Annotated in this window: 16 protein-coding genes and 1 riboswitch; of the genes, 2 read left to right on the forward strand and 14 right to left on the reverse strand. The window is 72.9% G+C overall.

Annotated features, from left to right (window positions below; all coding sequences use genetic code 11):
* Nucleotides 1–59: 59 nt before the first annotated feature.
* The 7 genes from eno to ACH4N1_RS10460 all read right to left on the reverse strand — a co-directional run bounded on the left by eno (nt 60) and on the right by ACH4N1_RS10460 (nt 8398).
* Nucleotides 60–1346 carry a phosphopyruvate hydratase gene (eno, locus tag ACH4N1_RS10430; RefSeq protein ID WP_366057364.1) on the reverse strand — a complete coding sequence of 429 codons (1287 nt, stop codon included), beginning with the start codon at nt 1344–1346 and terminating at the stop codon, nt 60–62.
* Nucleotides 1347–1677: 331 nt separating this feature from the next.
* Nucleotides 1678–2394, reverse strand: coding sequence for a transglycosylase family protein (locus ACH4N1_RS10435; RefSeq protein ID WP_398096084.1), 717 nt, complete (start codon nt 2392–2394; stop codon nt 1678–1680).
* Between the two features lie 3 nt (nt 2395–2397).
* Nucleotides 2398–2579: riboswitch (cyclic di-AMP (ydaO/yuaA leader) on the reverse strand.
* A 204-nt stretch (nt 2580–2783) separates the two neighbouring features.
* Nucleotides 2784–3824, reverse strand: a complete 1041-nt coding sequence (locus tag ACH4N1_RS10440) for a transglycosylase family protein (RefSeq protein WP_398096086.1) — start codon at nt 3822–3824, stop codon at nt 2784–2786.
* A gap of 181 nt (nt 3825–4005) precedes the next feature.
* Nucleotides 4006–5304, reverse strand: a complete 1299-nt coding sequence (locus ACH4N1_RS10445) for a cytochrome P450 (RefSeq protein WP_398096087.1) — start codon at nt 5302–5304, stop codon at nt 4006–4008.
* 435 nt (nt 5305–5739) lie between these two features.
* Nucleotides 5740–6723: a nucleoside triphosphate pyrophosphohydrolase gene (locus ACH4N1_RS10450; protein WP_398096088.1), complete on the reverse strand. Its 984-nt coding sequence runs from the start codon at nt 6721–6723 to the stop codon at nt 5740–5742.
* 49 nt (nt 6724–6772) lie between these two features.
* The gene (locus ACH4N1_RS10455) at nt 6773–7423 is read right to left on the reverse strand and encodes a SurA N-terminal domain-containing protein (RefSeq protein ID WP_398096089.1); all 651 of its coding nucleotides are present in this window, start codon (nt 7421–7423) and stop codon (nt 6773–6775) included.
* Nucleotides 7424–7567: 144 nt separating this feature from the next.
* A complete protein-coding gene (locus ACH4N1_RS10460; protein ID WP_398096091.1) occupies nt 7568–8398 on the reverse strand; it encodes a glycoside hydrolase domain-containing protein in 831 nt (276 codons plus the stop codon).
* 227 nt (nt 8399–8625) lie between these two features.
* On the opposite strand from ACH4N1_RS10460, the gene ACH4N1_RS10465 reads away from it, so the two are divergent.
* Nucleotides 8626–9018 carry a hypothetical protein gene (locus ACH4N1_RS10465; RefSeq protein ID WP_382783402.1) on the forward strand — a complete coding sequence of 131 codons (393 nt, stop codon included), beginning with the start codon at nt 8626–8628 and terminating at the stop codon, nt 9016–9018.
* Nucleotides 9019–9102: 84 nt separating this feature from the next.
* Here ACH4N1_RS10465 and ACH4N1_RS10470 read toward each other — a convergent pair whose 3' ends face one another.
* The 4 genes from ACH4N1_RS10470 to ACH4N1_RS10485 form a co-directional block, all read right to left on the reverse strand.
* Nucleotides 9103–9822 (reverse strand): HNH endonuclease family protein, encoded by a 720-nt coding sequence (locus tag ACH4N1_RS10470; RefSeq protein ID WP_398096093.1) that lies wholly within the window; start codon nt 9820–9822, stop codon nt 9103–9105.
* A gap of 241 nt (nt 9823–10063) precedes the next feature.
* The gene (gene mfd, locus ACH4N1_RS10475; RefSeq protein ID WP_398096094.1) at nt 10064–13594 is read right to left on the reverse strand and encodes a transcription-repair coupling factor; all 3531 of its coding nucleotides are present in this window, start codon (nt 13592–13594) and stop codon (nt 10064–10066) included.
* A gap of 444 nt (nt 13595–14038) precedes the next feature.
* On the reverse strand, nt 14039–16618 hold the full coding sequence (locus tag ACH4N1_RS10480; RefSeq protein WP_398096095.1) for an ABC transporter permease: 2580 nt from the start codon (nt 16616–16618) through the stop codon (nt 14039–14041).
* Nucleotides 16615–17403: an ABC transporter ATP-binding protein gene (locus tag ACH4N1_RS10485; RefSeq protein WP_363086560.1), complete on the reverse strand. Its 789-nt coding sequence runs from the start codon at nt 17401–17403 to the stop codon at nt 16615–16617. The genes ACH4N1_RS10480 and ACH4N1_RS10485 overlap by 4 nt, the downstream gene beginning before the upstream one ends.
* A gap of 495 nt (nt 17404–17898) precedes the next feature.
* Here ACH4N1_RS10485 and ACH4N1_RS10490 point away from each other — a divergent pair, with 495 nt between their 5' ends.
* The gene (locus tag ACH4N1_RS10490) at nt 17899–19404 is read left to right on the forward strand and encodes an MFS transporter (protein WP_398096096.1); all 1506 of its coding nucleotides are present in this window, start codon (nt 17899–17901) and stop codon (nt 19402–19404) included.
* A gap of 340 nt (nt 19405–19744) precedes the next feature.
* Here the strand turns inward: ACH4N1_RS10490 and ACH4N1_RS10495 are convergent, their stop codons facing one another.
* The 3 genes from ACH4N1_RS10495 to ACH4N1_RS10505 form a co-directional block, all read right to left on the reverse strand.
* Entirely contained in the window at nt 19745–20614 is an 870-nt protein-coding gene (locus ACH4N1_RS10495; RefSeq protein WP_398096097.1) for a cellulose-binding protein, read from the reverse strand.
* 207 nt (nt 20615–20821) lie between these two features.
* The gene (locus ACH4N1_RS10500) at nt 20822–23593 is read right to left on the reverse strand and encodes an SUKH-4 family immunity protein (protein ID WP_398096099.1); all 2772 of its coding nucleotides are present in this window, start codon (nt 23591–23593) and stop codon (nt 20822–20824) included.
* A 7-nt stretch (nt 23594–23600) separates the two neighbouring features.
* Complete coding sequence (locus ACH4N1_RS10505) at nt 23601–24614, reverse strand: SMI1/KNR4 family protein (RefSeq protein ID WP_398096101.1); 1014 nt, start codon at nt 24612–24614, stop codon at nt 23601–23603.
* Between the last annotated feature and the right edge of the window lie 231 nt (nt 24615–24845).

Consider the following 24845-nt stretch of genomic DNA (forward strand, 5'->3'; position numbering starts at 1 on the left):
TGGCTCGGGATGAGCCCTCAACGGCTCAGCCGGGCCGGTTCAACCTGTTGCCGTGCGGCTCAGCCCTTGAAGCGCGGGAAGGCGCTGCGGCCGGCGTACACGGCGGCGTCGTCGAGGATCTCCTCGATGCGCAGCAGCTGGTTGTACTTGGCGACGCGGTCCGAGCGGGCCGGGGCGCCGGTCTTGATCTGGCCGCAGTTCACCGCGACGGCGAGGTCGGCGATGGTGACGTCCTCGGTCTCGCCGGAGCGGTGGGACATCATGCACTTGAAGCCGTTGCGCTGGGCCATCTCGACGGCGTCCAGCGTCTCGGTCAGCGAGCCGATCTGGTTGACCTTGACCAGGAGGGCGTTCGCGGAGCCCTCCTCGATGCCGCGGGCCAGGCGCTCCGGGTTGGTGACGAAGAGGTCGTCGCCGACGATCTGGACCTTGTCGCCCAGCTTGTCGGTGATGACCTTCCAGCCGGCCCAGTCGTCCTCGTACAGCGGGTCCTCGATGGAGACCAGCGGATACGCGGAGACCAGCTCCTCGTAGTACTCGGTCATCTCGGCGGCCGAGCGGGACTTGCCCTCGAACTCGTAGACGCCGTCCTTGTAGAACTCGGACGCGGCGACGTCGAGCGCGAGCGCGATCTGCTCGCCGGGGACGTAACCCGCCTGCTTGATGGCCTCGATGATGAGGTCGAGCGCGGCGCGGTTGGACTCCAGGTTCGGGGCGAAGCCGCCCTCGTCGCCCAGGCCGGTGGACAGGCCCTTGGTCTTCAGCACCTTCTTGAGGGTGTGGTAGACCTCGGCGCCCCAGCGCAGGGCCTCGGAGAAGGACTCCGCGCCGATCGGGGCGATCATGAACTCCTGGATGTCCACGTTGGAGTCGGCGTGCGAGCCGCCGTTCAGGATGTTCATCATCGGAACGGGCAGCAGGTGCGCGTTCGGGCCGCCCAGGTAGCGGAAGAGCGGGAGGTCGCTGGCCTCGGAGGCGGCGTGGGCGACGGCGAGGGAGACGCCGAGGATGGCGTTGGCGCCGAGGGAGCCCTTGTTGTCGGTGGCGTCCAGGTCGAACATGGCCTGGTCGATCAGGCGCTGCTCGGTGGCGTCGTAGCCGACCAGCTCGGGGCCGATCTGCTCGATGACGGCCAGGACGGCCTTCTCGACGCCCTTGCCCTGGTAGCGGTTCGGGTCACCGTCGCGGAGCTCGATGGCCTCGAAGGCGCCGGTGGAGGCGCCGGAGGGGACGGCGGCACGACCCGTGCTGCCGTCGTCGAGGCCGACCTCGACCTCGACCGTGGGGTTGCCTCGGGAGTCCAGGATTTCCCGGGCTACGACGACGTCGATGGACGGCACGAGCATCTCCTTCTTGGGATGTGACGCTGGTTGTGCGGGGCGCGGGCGGGCCGTGTGGAGGCCTTGCCGAGCCTTGCGACTAGAGCCTAACCGCCTCGGGGCGTCGGTCGGCCGACCGACCGTCCCGTGGACAGGGAGACGGTACCCATTGTTTCAGCCCGGAACAAAGGGGGTGGCCAACAGAAGGCGGCGAACGGGAAAAGAAAACCCCGCCCGGGTGCGTACGGGGGAACACGCACCGGGGCGGGGGGACCGTGGGGACGGGGGCTCCCTCACGAGGCTCTCGGCGTGACCGCCTCGGCCGTGAGGGGGCCGCGGTCCGGCCGGGAGCCGGAGGTCACTTCAGGTGCAGCTGCTGACCCGGGTAGATGAGGTCGGCGTCCTGGACGATGTCCTTGTTCAGCTCGAACAGCTCGGCCCAGCCGCCCTTGACGCCCTGCGCCTGGGCGATGGAGCTGAGGGTGTCGCCCGTGGCGACCTTGTACTCGCCGTCACCCTTCTTGACCTTCTTGCCGGTCGGGGTGGTGACGGTCTTCTGGGACTTGGCCGCCGGGCGCTCGGCGGAGCGGGAGGCGCTCTGCTTCTCGGTGGAGCGGGTGGTGGTCTCCGAGGAGGAGGAACCGCCGGCCGAGGAGCCGCCGGCGGACGAGCCGCCGGTGGAGCCCGAGCCGCCGTTGTACGCGGCGCCGGACAGGCCCACGCCGCAGACCGGCCAGGCGCCCTTGCCCTGGCCCGCGAGGACCTTCTCGGCGATCTGGATCTGCTGGGACTTCGAGGCCTTGTCGGCGGTGCCGGCGTACTGCGTGCCGCCGTACGCGGCCCAGGTGGAGGCGGAGAACTGCAGGCCGCCGTAGTAGCCGTTGCCGGTGTTGATGGACCAGTTGCCGCCGGACTCGCACTGGGCGACGGCGTCCCACTCGGAGGTGGTGGCGGCGGAGGCGTTGCCGGCCGCCATCAGCGGGGCGGCGATGGCGACACCGGTGACACCGGCGAGCGCGGCGGCGCGGGTGGCCCTGGACGGACGACGGTGCTTGCCCTTGGCGGAAAACAGCATGGTGGATCCCCTCACCGACGCCTGCGAGGTGAGCTGTCGGGTTCGGGCCGTGTGAGTTGCCCGGCCACTCCCGTCCGGGAGCACTGCTCCCGGGAGGTGTGGCTTCACCCCGAGCCGTTCCGGTCGACCGACCGGTGCGGCACTTACCTTGGGTCCCCCGCTCCTGCCTACGGCGCTTGACGCGACGACTGTTCCCGGGCTGCCACTGGCAGGATTCGGCGTTGCGACAGCCGGGGCTCGGGTTGCCGAGCGGTCACGACCGTAGACACGCGCTCGGCGGAATTTCAAAGACGATCACGCCTTCTGAGACTCATCCCACACTTTGATCAAAACGGACATTCAGCGCGAAGTGTGACGTGAACTCCCGCTGCTTTTCCCGTTTTTCCGCCCTATTCCACCCCTGTGTCGAGCGTCTGACCGGGGGTGATGTTGTTCGGGTCGGCGCCGATGGCGTCCTTGTTCTCGGCGTAGAGGGCGCGCCATCCGCCGTCGAGGTCAAGGGAGTCGGCGATGGAGACGAGGGAGTCGCCGTCGCGCACGACGTAGGTGCCCACCGCGCCGCCGGAGGCGCCCGCGGCGTGCCGGCCGGAGGAGGCGGTGGTGGTGCCGTCCGGCACGACCTCGTCGGCGGAGGTGCCGCGGTGGCGGCCGGAGGCGAGGGAGCCGGTGTCGACGAGGCTCCAAGAACCCGCCTCCTGGACCGACTTGTCCGAGTCGTCCACTTCGGGGGTGGCCGTGGGCGAGCCGCCGTCCGCCCCCGAGGTGCCCGCGTCGGCGTCCGCCGGCGCATCGGACTTCGAGGAGCCGTCCGGCTTGCCGGAGGAAGAGGACGAAGCGGACGGAGAGGTCTCGTCCGTGGCATCCGGGGAGGATTCGGCCGACGGGGAGGCCGACGCCCCCTTGCCGTCCGAGGAGTCCGAGGAGTTCGAGGAGCCCGAGGAGCCCGAGGAGTTCGAGGAGCCGGACGACCCCTTGGACAGGTCGGACAAGCCGGACGAAACGGAGGAGCCGGACGATTCGTCCGCCACCCCGGTGTCCAGGCTGCCCGCGCCGTTCTCCTTGCTGAGCCCGGACGTCAGCCCGCAGGTGCCCCAGGCGCCGACGCCCTGGTCGGCGAGGACCTTCTGCGCGACGGATATCTGCTGGTTGCGGCTGGCCAGGTCGGGGCGCTCGGCGAAGTCGAGTCCGCCGTACGCCTCCCAGTCCTTCTGACTCAGCGACAGGCCGCCGTACTCGCCGTTGCCCTGGTCGGCACTCCAGGAGCCGCCGGACTCGCACTCCGCCACCGTGTCCCACACCGTGCCGTCGGCCGCGCTCGCGCCGGTGGCGCCGAGCAGCGGGATGGCGATCGCGGAGCCGGTCACGCCGGCCGCGACGAGGAGGGCCGGAGCCTGGCGGGGGCGCCGGTGTCGACCGTTCCCGGAGAGCATGCAAGGGCCTTTCTCGAGACAGCAGTGCTTGCACGGGCCGCGAAACGGGGGCGCCGCGCTGACAGGTGAACGTATCGGCAGACGATCACTTGTCACAAGTTAATGCCGCGCAGATCACGTGAAGATCACAGAAGTGAGGAATGGTCACTTCTGCTTCGCCGTCCGGGCACATAACGGATGGTCAGCGGACGGCTGCGGGGGGTTCACCGGAAACGGCCGGGCCGAACCGCACGGGCAGGGTGCGCAGTCCGCGCATGATGAGACCGCCGCGCCACCTCAGGTCGGCCGGGTCGGCGTCCAGTCGCAGATCGGGCAGCCGGGTCAGGAGGGTGGCCAGCGCGGTCTGCCCCTCCAGGCGGGCGAGGGGGGCGCCCAGGCAGTAGTGGATGCCGTGGCCGTAGCCCAGGTGCTGGTTGTCGCGGCGGGACAGGTCGAGGACGTCCGGGTCGGCGAACCGCTCCGGGTCCCGGTCGGCGGCCGCCAGGACGACGAGGACGGCGTCGCCGGGGGCGATGTCCTGCCCGCCGACGGTCAGGGGCTCGGTGGCGAACCGCCAGGTGGCGAGTTCCACCGGGCCGTCGTAGCGCAGGAGTTCCTCCACGCCGGTCGCCAGGAGGTCGCTCTCGCCCGCGGCCAGGGAGTCCTGGAGGCGGGCGCGCTGACCGGGGTGGGTCAGCAGGGCGTAGGTGCCGTTGCCGATCAGGTTGACCGTCGTCTCGAACCCGGCGAACAACAGGATGAAGGCCATGGCGGCGGCCTCGTTCTCGGTGAGGTGCTCGCCGTGGTCGGAGGCGCGGATCAGACCCGAGATGAGGTCCTCGCCGGGGGCCGGATCCGCGGGAAGCTCCAGGCGCTTGCGGTGGATGAGGTCCAGGAGGTAGCCGCGCATCTTCTTCACCGACCGGGCGACGCCGCCGCGCGGGCCCCCGCCGTGCCGGATCATCATGCCCGCCCAGTCCCGGAAGTCGTCCTGGTCCTCGCGGGGGACGCCGAGCAGGTCGCAGATGGCGTGGATGGGGAGCGGGAAGGCGAAGTCGTGGATGAGGTCGGCGGTGCCCCGCTCCGCGAACCGGTCGATGAGCCCGTCCGCCAACTCCTGCACGCGGGGCGCGAACTCGGCGACCCGGCGGGGCGTGAACGCCTTGCTGACGAGGCGTCGCAGTCGGGTGTGGTCCGGCGGGTCGATGTTCAGCAGGTGCGTCATCAGCTCGGCCTTGCGCTCACCGGGGATCCCGGTCCTGCCCCTGGCGTGCGCGGGCTCGTCGTGGTGCGCCGGGTTCTTGCTGAGCCGCTGGTCGGCGAGGGCCTGCTTGGCATCGGCGTACCGGGTGACCAGCCAGGCCTCCACCCCGCTGGGCAGCCGCGTGCGGTGCACGGGCGCGTGCTCGCGGAGCCAGGCGTAGGCGGGGTAGGGGTCGGTGGCGAACTCCCAGGTGAACAGGGCTGGCGGGGACGGCTCGGGTGCGGGCTGCTGGGTCACTCCCCGACGGTAACCGGGCCGGGCCGGCGACCGCGCGCGGCCCGAGGCGGCCACGGCCCACGGCCGCCGGTCGCGGGGCCTCGGCGGGACGGAACCCGGAGCGCGGAGGCGGGGTTCCGTCCCGGCCTCACGGCGCCCGGCGCGGGACCACGTCGTGGCCGTCCGGCTCCCCCGGCCCGGCTCCGCTCGATGCCCTCGCACGCCTCGCGGGCGCCGCCCCGATGTGCCCGGCACCGCGCCCGGCACCGCGCCCGGCGGTGCCCGGCGACAGCAGGCGGCAGGCGGCAGGCGGCAGGCGGCAGGCGGCAGGCGGCAGATGATGCTCAGCGGGCGGCGGGTGGTGCTCGGCACCCGGCGGCAGCGGGCAGCGGGTGCCGCGCGGTGTGCGCCCTGTGCGGTCCGGGTCCCGCGCCGCCCGCGCGAGCGCCGTCCTCCTTACTCCCCGACTCCCTCGGCCGAGCGGATCGCGTCCCGGTAGGTGCGGGCCGCCGCTCGCAGGGCCGCCTCCGGGTCCACGCCCTCCTCCTCCGCGCGGGCCGCCAGGGCGAGCAGTTCGTAGCCGATGCCCTCCGCCGCCGGGAGCGGCACCTCCAGGTGCGCCGAGCGGACCCTCGACGCGAGCTTCGCCGCCAGGGCCAGGCCCGGCTGGTGGAGGGGGATGCCGTCGGTGACCGACTCGCGGCGCTTCTCGACCGCCTTCGTGCGCAGCCAGTGCTCCTTGACCTCCTCGGGGGTGGTCGCGGTGGCGTCGCCGAAGACGTGCGGGTGGCGGTGGATGAGCTTGGTGACGATCGTGCCCGCGACGTCGTCGACGGAGAACGGGGCCTCCTCGTGCTCCTCGGCGATGCGGGCGTGGAAGACGACCTGCAGGAGGACGTCGCCCAGTTCCTCGCGCAGTTCGTCGCGGTCGCCGTCCTCGATGGCCTCGACGAGTTCGTACGCCTCCTCGATGCCGTACTTCGCGAGGCCCTGGTGGGTCTGCCGGGAGGACCAGGGGCACTCGGCGCGGATGCGGTCCATGACCTGCACGAGGTCGAGGAGGCGGGCGCCGGGGAGGTCGTAGGAGGCGGGGAGCAGCTCCAGGTCGGGCATGGTCACGCGGCCGGAGCCGGCCAGGCGGGCCAGGCCGTCGGTCAGGGCGGGCTCCCCCTCGCCGGTCGCCACCACGACGACCGTGCGGCCGCCGGCGCAGGCCGCGAGGAGGTCCTCGGCGGTGGGGGCGGTCTCCGCCACCGCTATGCCGGCCTCGCGCAGGTACGGCAGCTGGGGATGGGTGCCGTCCGCGCACATCACCTGGTCGGCCTCGCGCAGCGCCTGCCAGGCGGGCCAGGACAGCAGGCCGGGGGCGACCCGGTGGCTGGTGGTGAGCAGGACGACGCGGCCGGGGGCCGGGGCGCCTTCGGGACTCGTTGCGTTCACTCCCCGAACGTAACCCAACCCGCCGACGGCCCCCGGCCGTGCCGGACGGTCAGGCCGTCTGCGGGGGCTGGGAGGCCGTCGTCACGTCGCGGACCCACGGTGTCCTCGCGTCGACGCGGCTGACCTTCTGCACGTCCCAGGCGCCGTAGCGCGGGTTGAGGTCGACGTCGAGTTCCTTCGACGCCTTCGACAGGGCGTTCCAGAACTCGGGCCGGCTGGTGTCGGTGCCGAGCTCCGTGGCGAGTTTCTGGGCCTCCAGCTGGAGGCGGAGGTTCTCGTCGAGGCGCTGCGGCGGGATGCCGTACTGCTGGAGCCAGGTGCTCTCCAGGCCCTTGGCGCCGCCCGCCTGCTGTTCCAGGCCGGCCCGCATCGCCTGGACCTCCTTGCGGCTGACGGTGACGCCCGCGTCCTCGGCGGCACGGTGCAGCACCCGGTCGAGGACCATGCCGTGCAGGGTGTCGCGGGTGAGGGTGCCGGTGCGGGCGATGGCCTGGGCGTACTGGGTCTCGTCGGGGACGGCGGCGCGCTGCGCCTCGCGCACCTCGTTCACCCGGCTCTCCAGCTGCGAGACGGTGATCCGCTGGCCGCCGACGACGGCCGCCGCTCCGGGATGGGCCTCGTTCCCGCAGGCCGTGAGGAGGGGGCCCGCCACGACGATCGCGGCGGACAGCAGGAGCGCGGTGCGACGACGGCGGTGCAAGGAAGCCTCCCGAGGAGATTGTGCGGCGGTGCACAAAGTCTTGCGGTGATCGATGGTAGGCAGTGGTGCGGCTGGGGCCAACCCATTGGACCAACGATTCACCGGGACTTCGGGCACCGCCGCGCCCGCACCCGTGCGGGGAGGTCAGCCCACGAGGGCGACGGGGGCGTCCCAGGCGTTTCGGTCCACGGTGATCGTGTAACCGCCGCGGGTCTCCTTGCTGTTGACCATGTACTGGTGGCCGCGGCTGTGGTCGGTGTACTGGGTCGCGGCCCACGGCCAGTCGGTGGTGGTGGTGTTCTGCTTGTCCCACAGGGCGTACCAGAGGTTGCCCGGCAGGTCGGTCTTGTTCGTCGCGGTGGCGATCGCCTTGGCGCTGGAGCTGCTGAAGCCGTAGTAGCCGGCCCGGTAGGTCTTGGCGCGCAGGGTCTTGGTGAAGGAGCGCACGTAGGTGAGCACGGCGTCGTTGCACGCCTTGTTCGTGATGTCGTACGGCTCCATGTCGAGGTAGATGGGGCTGCCGGCCTTCATGCCGAGCGCGCCGGCCTTGGCGACCGCGTCCGCGGCGTCGGTGGCGCCGAGGGAGGCGGCGGTGGCGGCGCTGATCTTCTCGGGGCTGGTGCCGGTCTGGCAGGGCGGCTGGGCGCCGACGTAGAGCGGGATGAGCTTCCAGCCGGCCGCGTCGACCGACTTCACCCAGGACGCGGTGAGGTTGGCCTGGGTGCAGCCGCGGTTCTTGCCGCCGACGTAGACGGCGGCGGCGCCGTAGAAGCCGTCGCTCTTCCACGCCTTCATCGCGGCCAGGGAGGGCGCGGTGCAGGTGTCGAAGGCGCGGCCGGTGTAGGTCTTCTGGGCGGGCCAGGTGGTGGCCGCCATCGACGTCTGCGCGGCGATCCCGGCCCCGGCGAGGACGGCGGCGCCGGCCACCCCCCACGTGATGTACCTGCGTCTTCTGGACTGCCGGTGCTCGGCCATCCCCACCCCATCGTTTCGTCCGCGCGCGCACGGCCCGGTCGTGGCGTACGCGTGTGCGCAGGTGTGTGCCCCCTGAACCGGACGCACGGTACCCGGCGGCTCCCCCGCGATCGGGAAACACCGGGCCCTCACAGCGACAAGATTCGCTCATGTCACGGTAAAGACAGGGAGGTCCGGACGGGCCCCGCCGTGGCCTAATCTTGCTCCCTGGCTACTAGGGGGGCGACATGACGACAGTGATGACGGATGCGGACAAGCGGCTCGAGGCGGGCTGGCTCCAGCGGATCGCCTGGGTGGCGCTGGCGTGGCTGTCCTTCGGCCTGCTGGCGTGGGTGCCGTTCCTGTACGTGGCGATCCGCCGCGGGCGGTCCTCGGACTGGGTGGCCTTCGGCGCGTACGCGCTGTACGAGTGCGTGACCGTGCCGTGGATGGCGACGGACGACAGCTCCGACGGGGACGGGTTCATGGGCCTCGCCATCATCGTGACGCTGGTGACGGCGGCCTGCATGCTGCTGTTCGCCATGTTCGACCGGCGGGTCCCGACGATGCCGGCGATGGCGTACGGCACGCCGGGGCCGCAGGGACACCCCTACCAGCAGGGGTACCCGTACGGGCGGTAGTCCCGGTACGGGGCCCGGCGGCACCGGCTGTCTCGGCACCGGCTGTCTCGGCACCGGCTGTCTCGGCGGCGTCGGGCTGCGCGCTCAGCCGGCGTGGAAACGTTCCGGCGCCCTGGTCGGGTTGCCGCCCGTGGGGAGTTTCTGGTCCGGGCAGCCGGAGAGGACCTTCTTCATGGCGGCCTGCTCGGCGGCGGTGACCCACAGCTGGTACTTCTTCTTCACCGCGACCTGCGCCGCCACGTACGGGCACCGGTAGGCCTTGTTGGGCGGCAGCCAGGTCGCCGTGTCGCCGTCCCCCTTGGAACGGTTGGTGCTCGCGTCCACGGCCAGCAGGTTGAGGGGGTCGTTGGCGAGGGCGATGCGTTTGCTCGCGTCCCAGTACTTGGCGCCCTTCTGCCAGGCGTCGGACAGGGCGACGACGTGGTCGATGTCGACCTTGCTGCTGCCGCGCCGGTAGGTGACGTGCTTGCCGGAGTACGGGTCCGACTCCAGCACGCCGTAGGACACCTTGCAGGTGCCGCCGGTGAACCGGACGTCCTCCAGATCCCGTTTGAGGATGTCGTCGCGGGTTCCGCAGTCGTTGGAGTCGGTGTCGGCCCAGGCGCGGCCGAACTTGTCCCGGTCGTAACCGGTGCGCGGCGCCCGCCCCTTCACGGTGAGCGACTCGGCGGCCGCCAGGGCGGCTCCCCCGCCCCCCGTGCGTCCGGACCCGGTGGAGCCGGTGCCGGTGACCTGGTCGGTGCAGCCGGACATGACGCACACCAGTACCGCGGCCGTCGCCGCTCCGCCGCTCAGACGCCGCACGCGTCCCTCCCTCGCTGGACCACCGACACCCGCACAGGGCGTTTTCCCCCGCCGGACCCGTGTACACCGTAGGCCAGGGGCGCACGGGGGCGGGCCGGGCGGGCCGTCCGCGGAGCGAGCCTCCCGCGGACGGCCCCGCGCCGCCCTTCGTCCGTGGGGCCGCGGGGCACGGGCCCCGGCGCCCGGACCCCGGGCACCGGACCTCGCGCAGCGGTGCCCGCCCGCCGCCCGCGCACGGTGACTACCCCAGCACCGTGACCAGGAACTCGCCCACCCAGCCCAGCAGTTCGCGCCCGACCAGCGGCTTGCCGCCGACCTTCGCGGTCTTGGGACGGGGTACGAGGAGCTGGTGCGCGGCCGGCTTGACGACCGTCCCCGGGTAGACCCGCTTCAGCCGCAGTTCCTGGGACTCGCGCAGCTCCACCGGCGCGAACCGGATGTTGGTGCCCTGGAGCATGATCTCCCCGACGCCGCACGAGCGCGCGAGCATCCGCAGCCCGGCCACCAGCAGCAGGTTCTCCACCGGCTCGGGCAGCTTGCCGTAGCGGTCGACGAGTTCCTCGCGCACGGCCTTGACGTCGTCCTCGGAGTTGGCCGAGGCGATGGCCCGGTAGGCCTGCAGGCGCAGCCGCTCGCCGGGGGCGTAGTCGTGCGGGACGTGGGCGTCGACGGGCAGCTCGATCTTGACCTCGAGAGGGACCTCCTCCTCGATTTCGCCGGTCTCCAGCTGCCGCCGGTAGTCCGCGACCGCCTCGCCGACCATCCGCACGTACAGGTCGAAGCCGACGCCGGCGATGTGTCCGGACTGCTCGCCGCCGAGGAGGTTGCCGGCGCCGCGGATCTCCAGGTCCTTCATCGCCACGTACATGCCCGCGCCCATCTCCGTGTGCTGGGCGATGGTCGCCAGGCGCTCGTGGGCCGTCTCCGTGAGCGGCTTCTCCGGCGGGTACAGGAAGTAGGCGTAGCCGCGTTCGCGGCCGCGGCCCACCCGGCCGCGCAGCTGGTGCAGCTGGGACAGGCCGAAGTTGTCGCCGCGTTCGACGATGAGGGTGTTGGCGTTGGAGATGTCGATGCCGGACTCGACGATGGTGGTGGAGACGAGCACGTCGAAGCGCTTCTCCCAGAAGTCGACGACGACCTTCTCCAGCGCGGCCTCCGACATCTGGCCGTGGGCGGTGGCGATCCGCGCCTCGGGCACGATCTCGCGCAGCCTCGCCGCGGCCCGGTCGATGGACTCGACCCGGTTGTGGATGTAGAAGACCTGGCCCTCGCGCAGCAGTTCGCGGCGGATCGCGGCGCCGATCTGCTTCTCCTCGTAGGGGCCGACGAAGGTGAGGACCGGGTGGCGCTCCTCGGGGGGCGTGGTGATCGTCGACATCTCGCGGATGCCGGTCACCGCCATCTCCAGGGTGCGCGGGATGGGGGTGGCCGACATCGTCAGGACGTCGACGTTGGCCCGCAGCTTCTTCAGCTGTTCCTTGTGCTCGACGCCGAAGCGCTGCTCCTCGTCGACGATGACCAGGCCCAGGTCCTTGAACTTCGTCTCCGAGGAGAACAGGCGGTGGGTGCCGATGACGACGTCGACGGAGCCCTCGCGCAGGCCCTCCAGGACCGCCTTGGCCTCCGTGTCGGACTGGAAGCGCGACAGCGCCCGCACCTTCACCGGGAACTGCGCGTACCGCTCGCTGAAGGTGCCGAAGTGCTGCTGCACCAGCAGCGTGGTGGGCACGAGGACGGCGACCTGCTTGCCGTCCTGAACGGCCTTGAAGGCGGCGCGGACGGCGATCTCCGTCTTGCCGTAGCCGACGTCGCCGCAGATCAGGCGGTCCATGGGGACCGACTTCTCCATGTCGTCCTTGACCTCGGCGATGGTGGTGAGCTGGTCGGGCGTCTCCGCGTAGGGGAAGGCGTCCTCCAGTTCGCGCTGCCAGGGGGTGTCCGCGCCGAAGGCGTGTCCGGGTGCGGCCATGCGGGCGCTGTACAGCTTGATCAGGTCGGCGGCGATCTCCTTGACGGCCTTCTTCGCGCGCGCCTTCGTCTTCGTCCAGTCGGCGCCGCCGAGGCGGTGCAGGGTGGGGGCCTCGCCGCCGACGTACTTGGTGATCTGCTCCAGCTGGTCGGTGGGGATGTAGAGGCGGTCGCCGGGCTGGCCGCGCTTGGCGGGGGCGTACTCCACGACCAGGTACTCGCGCGTGGCGCCCTGGACCGTGCGCTGCACCATCTCGATGTATCGGCCCACGCCGTGCTGCTCGTGGACGATGTGGTCGCCCGCCTCCAGGGTGAGCGGGTCGATCGTCTTGCGGCGGCGCGCGGGCATCCGGGCGCCGTCCTTGCCGGCCGCCTTCTGTCCGGTCAGGTCGGTCTCGGTCAGTACGGCGAGTCCGAGCGCCGGGTCGACGAAGCCGTGGTCGATGCAGCCGCACGCCACGTGCACGAGCGAGGGGGAGATCTCGCCGAGGTCCGCGTCGAGGCGGGCCGCGACGCCCTCGCCGCCCAGCACCTCGACCGTGCGGGCCGCCGGGCCGTGCGCCTCGGTCACGAAGACCGTGCGCCAGCCGTCGGCCAGCCAGCCCTTGGTGTCGGCGAGGGCCTTCGCGGTGTCGCCGCGGTAGGCCTCGGGGGCGTGCATGCCGAGCTTGAGGGTGTCCGCCTCCAGCTCCAGGTCGGCGGCGAAGGGGGACACCGACCACCACATCATGTCCAGCTCGCGCGCGCGGTCCCGCACGTCGGCGATGGACCACAGGGAGGCCGCGCCGACGTCGATGGGGGCCTCGCCGCCGCCCGCGGTGGCCGCCCAGGACGCCTGGAGGAACTCCTGGCTCGTCGCCACCAGGTCCGCCGCGCGCGTGCGGACCCGCTCGGGGTCGCAGACGACGGCCATCGAACCCTTGGGCAGCACGTCGAGCAGCAGCTCCATGTCGTCGACGAGGACGGGCGCGAGGGACTCCATGCCCTCGACGGCGATGCCCTCGGCGATCCTGCCGAGCAGCTCACCCAGTTCGGGGTGCTGTTCGGCGAGGGCACGCGCGCGCGTGCGGACGTCGTCGGTGAGGAGGAGTTCGCGGCAGGGGGGCGCCCACAGCCCGTGCGCGGCGACTTCGAGGGAGCGTTGGTCGGCGACCTTGAAGTAACGGATCTCCTCGACGTCGTCGCCCCAGAACTCGACGCGCAGGGGGTGTTCCTCGGTGGGCGGGAACACGTCCAGGATGCCGCCGCGCACGGCGAACTCGCCGCGCTTCTCGACCAGCTCCACGCGCGCGTACGCGGCGGCGGCGAGGGCTTCCACGACCTCGTTCAGGTCGGCGGTCCGGCCGCTCCTCAGGGCCACCGGCTCCAGGTCGCCGAGCCCCTTGACCTGCGGCTGGAGCACCGAGCGCACGGGCGCCACGACGACGGAGACCGGGCCGGTCTCGGGGTCGTCGGGGCGGGGGTGGGCCAGGCGGCGCAGGACGGCGAGGCGGCGGCCGACGGTGTCGCTGCGCGGGCTGAGCCGCTCGTGCGGGAGGGTCTCCCAGGAGGGGTACTCCACGACGCCGTCCGGGGGCAGGAGCGAGCGCAGGGCGGCGGCGAGGTCCTCCGCCTCCCGGCCGGTCGCCGTGACCGCGAGGACCGTGCGGGAGGTCTCCCTGGCGAGGGCGGCGATCGTGAAGGGGCGGGCTGCCGGGGGGCCGACGAGGTCGACGTGCATGCGGTTGCCGTCGGCGGCGGCGGAGACCGCTTCCGCGAGGGCGGGGTCCTTCACTACGGCGTCGAGCAGACCGTGCAGGCTCATGGAGGGGGTTTTCCGTCCGGGGGTCCGAGGTGGGTGATCTTTGCTGGGTGGGCAACGCGAAGGGCCCGACGCGTGTCACGAGCCGGGGGTGTCCAGGGTACGACGGGGCGGGGCGGGGCGTCCGGGGCTGTGGACAACGCGGGGTGGCGGCGGGCCGGGTCGTTCCGCCCCCGCCGGACGCCGGACGGGCCGGCACGCCCCACCGTCGCTCTGTCTCCCACCGAGCCGGATGGGCGGGCACGGGCCGGGGCCCGGAGCGGGGACCCCTGACGGGACCCGGGGCGGAAGCCCCTGACAGCATCCGGGAGCGGAAGCCCCTGACGGGACCCGGGGGCGGAAGCCCCTGACAGGACCCGGAGGCGGAAGCCCCGGACCGGGGGCACGACGGAGCCGGCGCCGAAGAGCCCCCCGTGGCTCCTCGGCGCCGGCCCGCCCGACCGGAGGTCAGTCCGTGGCGATCGCGTTCAGGACGTTCATCCGGCCCGCCCGGAACGCCGGGACCAGCGCGGCGAACAGGCCCACGAAGGCCGAGGCGACGAAGACGCCGATGATCGTCGGCCAGGGGATGTCGAGGACGGTCAGGCCCTCCAGGGCGAGGAGCTGCTGGGCGGTGGCGCCCCAGCCCATGCCGAGGCCGAGGCCGAGCAGCGCGCCGAAGAGGGCGATGACGACCGACTCCAGGCGGATCATGCGGCGCAGCTGCCGGCGGGAGAGGCCGATCGCCCGCATGAGGCCGATCTCCCGGGTGCGCTCGACCACGGACAGGGCGAGCGTGTTCACCACGCCGAGCACCGCCACGATGATCGCGAGTGCCAGGAGGCCGTAGATCAGGTTCAGCATCTGGCCGATCTGGTCCTTCAGTTCCTCCTTGTAGTCGGTCTGGTCGCGGACGGTGTACTGCGGGTAGTCGTGCAGCGCGGCCTTGAGCGAGGTGTAGGCGGCGTCCTGCTGGCCCTCCTTCGCCGTGGCGAAGACGAGCTGGTCGAGCGGCATCTTCTCGGCCGGCACGTACCTGGCGACGGTCGAGAGGGAGGCGTACATGGCGCCCTTGTCGATGACGACCTCGTCGCTGGTGATCGCGCGGACGGTGAGCGTGGCGGCGGTGCCGTCCTTGAAGGCGACCCCGACCTCGGAGCCGATCGTCAGACCGTGCTCCTCGGCGAAGCCCTCGAAGACGGACATCGAGTCGGGCCGGTAGGCGTCGGCGAGCTTGCCGGCGACGGTCTCGGTGGAGACGTCCGTCGCGTACGTCGGGTCGGCGGCGTTGACGGTCTCGCCCTTGGACGTCCTGCCGTCCGGGGTCGTCAGGTCGGCGTCGAGGAGCTTGTACTCGGTGACCCGCTCCAGGCCCGGCGTCGACTTCACGGCCCGCACGGCCTGCGGGATGATCGGCTGGCCCCGGTCGTTCTGGATGATGAAGTCGGTGCCGACGCTGTTGTCGAGCTGCTCGGAGGCGGAGGCCACCATGGAGGAGCCGACCACCGACAGGCAGGCGACCAGGGCGAGCCCGATCATGAGGGCGGCGCCGGTGGCGCCGGTGCGGCGCGGGTTGCGCAGGGCGTTGCGCTCGGCCATCCGGCCGACGGGGCCGAAGGCCCGCAGCACGACCGCGCCGAGCACCCGGACCAGGCCGCCCGCGAGGAGCGGGCCGATCACCACGAACCCGACCAGGCTGAGCACGACGCCCAGGCCGAGCCACAGGGAGCCCTCGCTCGCCTTGTCGGCGGCGGAGGCGAGGTAGAGGCCGGCCGCGCCGCCGCCGGTGAGGAGCAGTCCGAGGACGGCCCGTACGACACCGGCCCTGGCGTCGGCGGGGGCGCCGGCGTCGCGCAGCGCGGCCATCGGGGAGACCTTGCCGGCCCGGCGGGCGGGCAGGTAGGCGGCGAGGACGGTGACGACGACGCCGAGGACCAGGCCGACGACGGGGGTCGTCCAGGCCACCGTGAGGTCGTCGGTGGACAGGTTCATGCCGGTCATGCTCATGAGCTTCATCAGGCCGACGGCGATGCCGACGCCCGCGCCGACGCCGAGGACGGAGCCGACGACGCCGAGCAGCAGCGCCTCGGCCAGGACCGAGCGGTTGACCTGCTTGCGGCTGGAGCCGATGGCCCGCATCAGGCCGATCTCACGGGTGCGCTGGGCGACCAGCATGGAGAAGGTGTTGATGATCAGGAAGATGCCGACGAGGAACGCGATCCCGGCGAAGCCGAGCATCGCGTACTTCATCACGTTCAGGAACTCCCCGATGTCCTTCTGGTTGGCGTCCGCGATCTCCTTGGCGGTCTGCACCTTGTAGTCGCCGCCGAGCGCGGCCGCCACGTTCTTCTTCAGCTGCGCGTCGCTCACCCCGGCCGCGGCCGTGACGTTGACGGCGGTGAAGACGTCGGGCTCGCCGACGAGGGTCTGCTGCGCGGTCCTGGTGTCCAGGTAGAAGATCGCCGCGCCGGGGTTGGTGACGGTGAAGGACGCGATGGCCGAGACCTTCGCGGTGTGGGTGCCGACCGCGGTGATGACGGCGATCTCGTCGCCGAGCCTCAGGTGGTGCTTGTCGGCGGTGTCGGCGTCGACCATGACCTGGCCGGATTTCCGGGGCGCCGCACCTTCGGTGATCTTCATGGTGCGGGCCTCGTTGGCGTTCCAGCTGCCGACGATGGTGGGGCCGCCGCTGGTGGGCGAAAGGCTGTCCTTGTCGGCGTCGACGACGGTCACGGCGCTGGAGAAGACGGTTCCCTCCGCCGACTTCACGCCGGCCGCCCCGCGGACCGTGCCGACCACGTCGGCCGGCATGACCGGCGGCTTGCCGTTCTTGGAGGTCGTCTCACCGGTGTCGGAGGCGCCCTTCGCGCTCACCGTCACGTCGGAGGAGGTGGCCGCGAACAGTTTGTCGAAGGTGGTGTTCATGGTGTCGGTGAACACCAGGGTCCCGCAGACGAAGGCCACCGACAGCAGGACGGCCACGGCCGACAGGGCCATGCGCCCCTTGTGCGCGAAGAAGTTGCGCATCGAGGTTCTCATCACGGTCATGACGTGCGCCCCCGGGCGTCGAAGTCCTTCATGCGGTCCAGGACCTGCTCGGCGGTCGGCTGGTGCATCTCGTCGACGATGCGGCCGTCGGCGAGGTACAGGACGCGGTCGGCGTAGGAGGCGGCGACCGGGTCGTGGGTGACCATCACGATGGTCTGGCCGAGTTCGTCCACGGAGCGGCGCAGGAAGCCCAGGACCTCGGCGCCGGCCCGCGAGTCGAGGTTCCCGGTCGGCTCGTCGCCGAAGATGATCTCGGGGCGGGCGGCGAGGGCGCGGGCCACGGCGACGCGCTGCTGCTGGCCGCCGGAGAGCTGGGTGGGCCGGTGCCTGAGCCGGTCGGACAGCCCGACCGTCTCGACGACCTGCTGCAGCCAGGCCTTGTCGGGCTTGCGGCCGGCGATGTCCATGGGCAGCGTGATGTTCTCGATCGCGTTGAGCGTGGGCAGCAGGTTGAACGCCTGGAAGATGAACCCGATCCGGTCCCGGCGCAGTTGCGTGAGTTTCTTGTCCTTGAGCCCGGTGATCTCGGTCTCGTCCAGGTGGATCTGCCCGGACGTGACGGTGTCCAGGCCGGCGAGGCAGTGCATCAGGGTGGATTTGCCGGACCCCGAGGGGCCCATGATCGCGGTGAAGCGGCCACGGGCGATGTCCACGTCGACGTGGTCGAGGGCGACGACGCGGGTCTCCCCGGACCCGTACGCCTTGACGACCTGCCGCGCCCGAGCGGCAACGGCCGTACGCCCTCCAGTGCCCCCGTGCCTGGGAATGGTCACAGCCGAAGTCACGTGAATCTCCAAAGGTCGAAAGTGAGGAAGCGAGGGACGCGCGTGGTGCCGCGTCGGTGTGTGGTGCGGCGGCGCGTGGTGCGGTGCTGCGTGGTGCGGCGGCGCGTGGTGCGGCGGCGCGTCCCGGTGGTGCGTCATCGGTGCTACGTCGAAGAGTCTGTCGGCGCGACCGGGTGCGGCGCGCTGGGGCTCGGGCCCGTCTTCACGGGGGGTTAACCCCACCTCCGGCCGGCGGGGTTGTCCGCCCCAGCGGCGTAAAGCCAGGTTAAGGAGCCGTCCCGGCCCTTCTCGTCCTCCGGCGGTACGACCCCTCCCCGAGCCGTAGTACGGAGATACCCCTAGGGGCTGTCCACCGAGAGGTGGAGTGTTCCTCGGGGTCGTGTCCACCCTCAGGCCCGGTCAGGCTCCACCCTCCCCTCGGGTCGGGGTCAAGTGGGAGGCTGTCCGGGGCTGATGGGTGCAAGGGGCACGGGACCGGCAGGGGAGAGGTACGGGATGGGCGACGTCAGACCCGCGACGCGGGAGGCCGCGGGGCGGGGCACGGCCACCGGGAAGCGGGGAGCGGTGGTCGCCGCGCTGATGCTCGCCATGGCGCTGGCCGCGCTCGACGCCACCGTCGTCTCCACCGCCGTGCCGCAGATCGTCGGCGACCTCGGCGGGTTCTCCGTCTTCTCCTGGCTGTTCTCCGGCTATCTCCTCGCCGTCACCGTCACCCTGCCCGTCTACGGCAAGCTCTCCGACACCTTCGGCCGCAAGCCCGTACTGGTGGCCGGCGCGGTCCTCTTCCTGCTCGGCTCGCTGCTGTGCGCGCTCGCCTGGAACATGGGCGCGCTGATCGCGTTCCGCGTCGTGCAGGGGCTGGGCGGCGGCGCGCTGCAGGGCACCGTGCAGACCCTCGCCGCCGACCTCTACCCGCTGAAGGAACGCCCCAGGATCCAGGCCAGGCTGTCCACGGTGTGGGCGGTGTCCGCGATCACGGGACCGGGTCTGGGCGGGCTGCTGGCGGCGTACGCCGACTGGCGGTGGATCTTCCTGGTCAACCTGCCGGTCGGGGCGGTGGCGTTGTGGCTGATCGTGCGTCACCTGCACGAGCCGGAGCGGACGTCCGGGACACGCGCGCGGGTCGACTGGGCGGGCGCGCTGGCGGTCTTCGCGACCGGCGGGGTGCTGCTGACCGCGCTGGTGCAGGGCGGGGTGGCCTGGCCGTGGCTGTCGGCGCCGTCGTTCGCGCTGTTCGCCGCGGGACTGGCCCTGGCCGGCCTCGTCGTGGCCGTCGAGCGCCGGGCCGCCGAGCCGATCATCCCCGGCTGGGTGTGGCGCCGCCGTACGATCGCCGCGGTCAACCTCGCGCTGGGCGCGCTGGGCCTGCTGATGGTGGCGCCCGCGGTGTTCCTGCCGACGTACGCCCAGGCGGTGCTGGGCCTGGATCCGGTGACGGCCGGGTTCGTGCTGTCGGTGTGGACGCTGAGCTGGCCGCTGTCGGCCGCCCTCAGCCAGCACGTGTACCGGCGCATCGGCTTCCGCGACACCGCCCTCCTCGGCATCGGCGCGGCGACGCTGGTCCTGCTCGCGTTCCCCCTGCTGCCCTATCCGGGTGCGGCCTGGCAGCCGGCGCTGCTGATGCTGCTGCTCGGCGCGGCCCTGGGCCTGTTCCAGCTGCCGCTGATCGTCGGCGTGCAGTCGACGGTCGGCTGGTCGGAGCGCGGCACCGCCACCGCGTCCGTCCTCTTCTGCCGCCAGAGCGGGCAGACGGTCGGCGCGGCCGTCTTCGGGGCGGTCGCCAACGGCGTGCTGGCGGCCCGGCTGGGCGGCACGGGCGACCTGGACTCCGTCGTGCGCGACCTGGACGCGGGCACCGCCGCCGGGGCGACCCGGCACGCGGTCGCGGAGGCCGTGCACGCGGTGTACCTGGGCGCGGCGGGCGCCGCCGCGCTCGCCTTCCTGGTGCTGCTGTGCCTGGCCCCGCGCCGCTTCCCGGTACTGGCCGAGCCGGGCGACTGATCCCGCACCGCCTGTCGACGCGGGTGACGCCCCGGCTCACCGCCCCTGCGCCACGGGGCGAGTTCCAGACCGGCCGCCCCTCCCCCCTCCCCTGCGCAACGGCTCCGCCCTCGGCCGGCTCGGCACCCTCGCCGCGGGCCGCCTCGGGCCGCCGCGGGGCGGTGGAACAGCGGCACCGGTACGAGGCCGCGGAGGGCTGCGTCCCGGCGGGCGCAGTCCGGCGGGCGCAGTCCGGCGGGCGCAGTCCGGCGGGCGCAGTCCGGCGGGGAAACCGACGGACGGCCGGGGGGACCGGCCCGCGGGCGGGGTGACCGGCGGACGGGCGGGGTCCGGCGGGCGCTCATTGCACGGCGTGCCCCGTCAGGGTGCTCAGGCTGCTGCGCACGGAGTCGATCTGCGCCTGCACGTCGTCCCACCGCTCGCCGTGTTCGCGCAGCACCCGTTCCGTCTCGCGGGCGATCCGTTCCGCACGCGCGCGTGCCTCGGCGAGGACTTCGGCGGCACGCACGTGTGCCTCCTCCTGGTGCCGGCGGGCGGCTTCCCCCGCGTCGGCGAAGGCCTGCCGCGCCGCGGACAGCGCCGACTCGGCCCGCGCCACCCGCCGCGCGTGGTCCGCGTCGAGCGCGGCGGCCCGGTCGGCCTCCGCCCGCTCGACCGCGGCCCACCCTTCGGCCTCGGCCCCCTCCCGGTCGGCGAGCAGGGCGGCGGTGCGCCGGCGCATCTCGCGCAGGGCCGCGAGGGCCTCGCCCCGGTGCTCCCTCACCTCGCGACGGGCGCCGACACGGATCCCGTGGGCCTCGGCGCCCGCCGCGCGCAGGTGCTGCCGGGCGCGCTCCTCCGCCTCCGCGCGCACCTCGGCGGCCCGTTCCCGCGCCGCCGCGCGCACCGCCCGGGCGTCCGCCTCGGCGCGCGCGACCTGCTCCCGCGCCGCGCTCCGGGCGCGTTCCCGCACGGCCGCCGCCTCCTCCCGTCCGAGCTGGAAGATGCGCCGCGCACGCTCCCCGAGAGCGTCGTACGTCTGCGGCGCCAGCCCGCTCACGGCGTCCCGCAGCCGTACGGCCTCCGCCTCCATGTCCTTGGCCAGCACGGTCAGCCGGGCGGCCCGCTCCCAGGCGGCGTCCCGGTCGGCCGAGAGCGCGGCGACGTACACGTCGACCTGTTCGGGCCGGTAACCGCGCCCGCGCACGGTCATGAACCCGGGTGGTGCCATCGAAGCCCTGATCACCTGGAACCCCTCTCCACCGGACGGCCGCAGAAAAGATGATTTCCCGCATATCCTGAGGTATGAGACGTAAGGGTTCATAACGCGACACTCCGTGTGCGGGTGACGGTCGGCCACCCACACGAAAGGGCCGGGCCCGGTCACACGACCGGGTCCGGCCCTCCCGCACCCATGCGCGTCAGCGGGGCGCACGCCTCACAGCAGCCCGTCCCACATCTCCTCCAGCAGCACCGACCACCAGCTCTCCGGCGAACCGAGCGCCGCCGGGTCCAGCGCGGCCAACTGCGCCTGGAAGTCGACGGTCCAGCGGCCCGCCTGCTCCTGGTTCAGACCGAACCGCAGCCGCCACATCCGCCCCAGCAGCGCCAGGCAGCGCGCGAACTCCGGCAGCCCGCTGTTCACGAACTGCGGCGGTACGGGCGCCCCGCCCGGCCCCGCCTCCACGGGCACGGCGACGATGTGCGCCGTGCCGTACTGCACGCAGACCGCCTTGCCGAAGTCGCTGCCCATGACCAGGTACGAGCCCGCGTCCGCCGCCGGCTGCACCCCCCGCTCCGCCGCCAGCTCCGCCAGCGTCGGCACCGGCCGCCCCGGCTGGGCCTGCGCCCAGAAGAACGGCCCCAGGTCCACCGGCAGACCCGCCACCACCAGCGTGTGCGCCACGATCGGCGGCACACCCTGCCGGGACACCGCCGCCTGCTCGAACCGGAACACCCCCGGCCCGAACGCCGCGGCCATCTCCTGCGCGATCGCCTCCGGCGGGACCGGCGGCACCGGGTGCACCGGCGGCAACGGGGCCCGCACCGGGGCGGGACGCGCCGGACCGTCGGCGACCTGATGCAACTCACCCTGATGAGCCAGGAGCTGCCGCATCCCCTGCTGCCGGCTCGCATGATCCGTGCCGTACGGCGCGATACTCGTGATCCGCGCCTGCGGCCACTGCTCACGGATCATCCGCGCGCAGTACGCCCCCGGCAGCTCACACGACTCCAGCTCGGTGTGCAGCTCCAGCACCTGGTCCGGCGGCACGTTCATCGCCCGCAGCTCGTGGAAGATCTGCCACTCCGGGTGCGGCGTGCCCGGCGCCGAACGCCGGATCACCTGCTGCTCCGACCCGTCGTGCGCCCGGTAGCGCAGCACGGCCTGGTAACCCGGCCCGACGGTCGGCTGACCCTGCGGGGGATACCCGTACGCCTGCGGCTGCCCGGGGCCGGGCACACCCGGCGGCGGCACGGCACCGGGGGGCGGCATCGCACCCGGCGGCATCGCACCGGGCGGCGGCATCGGCGGCCGCGGGGCGCCCGGAGCCATTCCCGGAGCACCCGGCGCACCGGGAGCGGGCGGCGGCGGAGGCGGCGGCGCACCGGGACCGCCCGACGGGGGCCCGGACAGCATCGTGGCGGCCCGGTGCGCGGCACCCTGAGCCCCACCGGCGGAGCCGTGGGCGCCGGGCCCGGCCGGGGCAGGGGGCATCCCCGGAGCACCCGGCGGCTGGGGAGCACCCGGCGGCTGCGGCACGCCCGGCCCCATCCGGCTCGGGTCGGCGAACATCGTCGCGGCGTGGTGCACCCCACCCGCGGGCGTACCGCCGGGCGAGTTCGGCGGCGCGGGCGGGTTCGGCCCACCGGGGGCACCAGGCGCACCGGGTGCACCGGGACCGCCCGGCGCCTGCTGTCCCGCCGGTCCCTCGGGACCCAGCGCCGACACCAGCTGCGTGGGCACGTAACCGCCCGCCGACGCACCCGGCCCACCCGGACCGGCGGACGGCAAAGGTGTGGCACCCGGCCGCGCGCCGGGCATCCCCGGCGCGCTCGGCGGGGGCGGCGGCGCCCCACCGGTACGCCGACGCGGCGGCGGAGCCGCCTTGCTGGTCGCCGCATCGGCGATGTCCCCGGCGTTCGGCGCGAGCGGCCGGGCCGGACTCCCCGTGGCCCCCGGACCGGCCGGCGGCCGCGGCGCACCGGGCGCCTGCGGACCGCCGTAGGACGACGGTCCCGGCGGAGGCGTCCCCTGCGGCCCGGCCGACGGCGGTGGCGGCGGCGGCGTCCCCGGCCCACCCGACACCGCAGGCGGAGGCGGAGGCGGCAGAGGGGCGGACGACGGTGCGGGAGCACCGCCCGACGCGCCCTGCCCGTCCACGTCCGGGAGCGCCGGCGAGACCGCCGTGGGCGGAATCCGGCTGCCGCCCGAGATCAGCGCCGTCTTGGCGTCCGACGCGACGGAGGGCGGCGGAACCTCGTCGTCGGCACCGCTCAGCGGCGGCGCGAACACCGTCACCGGCAGCGGCACGGAACGGTCGTCACCGGAATCGCCGTTGGTGTCCGTACCCGTCCAGGGCGTGGCCCCGGCAGGCGTGGGAGCCGGCGTCGGGATCCCCGCCTGCGTCCGGGGCAGCGACGGATCACCGAAGTCACCGGCCGCACCCACCGAAGCGGCGGGTGCGGGCGAGGAGGAAGCAGCCGGGGAAGCGGAAGCGGAGGAAGCGGAAGCGGCCCCGGACGGAGAAGACACGGACGACGCTGACGACGCTGACGACGCTGACGACGCTGACGACGCTGACGACGCTGACGACGGAGAATCCGCCGCCTCCCCGATCCCCAACCGGTCCGCCGCCTCCTGCAACCACTCCGGCGGCGACAGCAGGAACGACGTCTGGTTCAGATCCACCCGCGCCGCGGCCGGCGGCACCGGCGCCGGCTCACCCTCCGGACGGCCGTACTCCTCCTCGTACCGGCGGATCACCTCACCCACCGGCAACGCCGGCCACAACGTGACCTCACCGCTGTCACGGGCCAGCACCAACCGCTGCCCACCACCGTCCGAACGCGGCCCCTCCGCACGGTCCTCGGCCCACACCACGAACCCGAGCCCGAACTCCCGCACCCGCACCTCACGGTGCTGATACGCCGGAACGTCCCCGTTGACCCACTCTTCACCGCGCTCCTGCGCCTGCGCGAACGTCACCATCACCCGATCACTCCCCCACGCCGACGGACGGAACGGAAGAACCGGAAGCCACGGGAACAACCCGCGCGAAACCACCGTCCACCATCAGATTCGCCACCGTCTCCAACTCCGGCGGCCGCCCCGCCAACCGCGACAGGAAGACGTCGAAGTCCTCACCGCACGGCAGCAGCAACCGCTCCACCCGCTCCGCCGGCGACCACGCCGGATCCACGTCCCGCACGTCGTCGTACGCGCAGAACCACACCGAACCGATCCGGTCACCCTTCACCTTCACGGCCAGCAGACCACCCTGCACGAACCCGACACCCAGATAGTCCTTCGTCAGATGATCACGCAGACACTTGTTCACATACACCAGATCGTTGACCGCCGCCTCGTCCCGCACCGTGAAGAACGGCTGATCCACCAACAGCCCCAACTCCGCGTCCAGCGCCGCACCCACCGGAGCACAACCGCCCGCCGCCTTCAAAAACGTCCGGTACGCGCCCGGCAACCGGTACCCGAGGTCCTCCTCGACCCCCTGCACCTGCTGCTCCGTCACCGCCACACCCGACTTCGGCAGCCCGAAATGCGCCGGACGCGTCTCCTGCAACGGCCGCGTCCCCCGCTTCCCCTGGTCCACCACCGCCGTCGCGATCCCACCGTGATGCCGCAACAACGCCTTCACCTCGACCGGAACCAGCTCCAGCCGCCGCGAACCCGCCACGTGGTGCCACGTCCAGCCGTGCGGCGTCGCCACACTGTCCACCGTGTCCCACAACTCGTGCCCCGACGCCGACAACGCCGCGTTCGCCGACACGTAGTCCGTCAGCCGCAGCTCGTCCACACCGAAACCCTCCGGCGGCTCCGCGATCTCCGCGGCCGCCCGCGCATAGGACGAGAAATCCGGGTGACCGCGCTCGTCCACCCGTACCCCTCTCGGGTGACGTGCGGCCCGGACCGGATCCGGGAAATGCACGACCTGCCCGGCGTAGGCCGCGTTCGGCGGCGCGGCTCGCTCCCCGAGCCGACCTGTCGTCATGGCGGTTGCCCCCTGCGGCGCTCTGGACGGACCCCGGCGGCCGAATCCGCCTCCGGACCGACCACCACGCCCCGTATCCGACTGTCTCCAACGGTCTCCCACGCGCGTCAACCGCGCGCCAGGCGGTGCCGACAGCCTATGCGGTACGACGACACCGGTCACCGGCCCTCCGCTTCCGTGACCAGCCGTCACCCCCTCGTGACAGCCAGCCCGAACCGGGCGTGTCGCACC

This window comes from Streptomyces sp. NPDC017202 (assembly GCF_044331705.1).
Classification (GTDB): Bacteria; Actinomycetota; Actinomycetes; order Streptomycetales; family Streptomycetaceae; genus Streptomyces.

What these genes read in the sequence shown, in the direction of transcription:
- eno (WP_366057364.1), bottom strand. Translation starts at nt 1,346, where the DNA reads ATGCTCGTGCCGTCCATCGACGTCGTCGTAGCCCGGGAAATCCTGGAC.
- ACH4N1_RS10435 (WP_398096084.1), bottom strand. Translation starts at nt 2,394, where the DNA reads ATGCTGTTTTCCGCCAAGGGCAAGCACCGTCGTCCGTCCAGGGCCACC.
- ACH4N1_RS10440 (WP_398096086.1), bottom strand. Translation starts at nt 3,824, where the DNA reads ATGCTCTCCGGGAACGGTCGACACCGGCGCCCCCGCCAGGCTCCGGCC.
- ACH4N1_RS10460 (WP_398096091.1), bottom strand. Translation starts at nt 8,398, where the DNA reads ATGGCCGAGCACCGGCAGTCCAGAAGACGCAGGTACATCACGTGGGGG.
- ACH4N1_RS10465 (WP_382783402.1), top strand. Translation starts at nt 8,626, where the DNA reads ATGACGACAGTGATGACGGATGCGGACAAGCGGCTCGAGGCGGGCTGG.
- mfd (WP_398096094.1), bottom strand. Translation starts at nt 13,594, where the DNA reads ATGAGCCTGCACGGTCTGCTCGACGCCGTAGTGAAGGACCCCGCCCTC.
- ACH4N1_RS10480 (WP_398096095.1), bottom strand. Translation starts at nt 16,618, where the DNA reads ATGACCGTGATGAGAACCTCGATGCGCAACTTCTTCGCGCACAAGGGG.
- ACH4N1_RS10490 (WP_398096096.1), top strand. Translation starts at nt 17,899, where the DNA reads ATGGGCGACGTCAGACCCGCGACGCGGGAGGCCGCGGGGCGGGGCACG.
- ACH4N1_RS10495 (WP_398096097.1), bottom strand. Translation starts at nt 20,614, where the DNA reads ATGGCACCACCCGGGTTCATGACCGTGCGCGGGCGCGGTTACCGGCCC.
- ACH4N1_RS10500 (WP_398096099.1), bottom strand. Translation starts at nt 23,593, where the DNA reads ATGGTGACGTTCGCGCAGGCGCAGGAGCGCGGTGAAGAGTGGGTCAAC.
- ACH4N1_RS10505 (WP_398096101.1), bottom strand. Translation starts at nt 24,614, where the DNA reads ATGACGACAGGTCGGCTCGGGGAGCGAGCCGCGCCGCCGAACGCGGCC.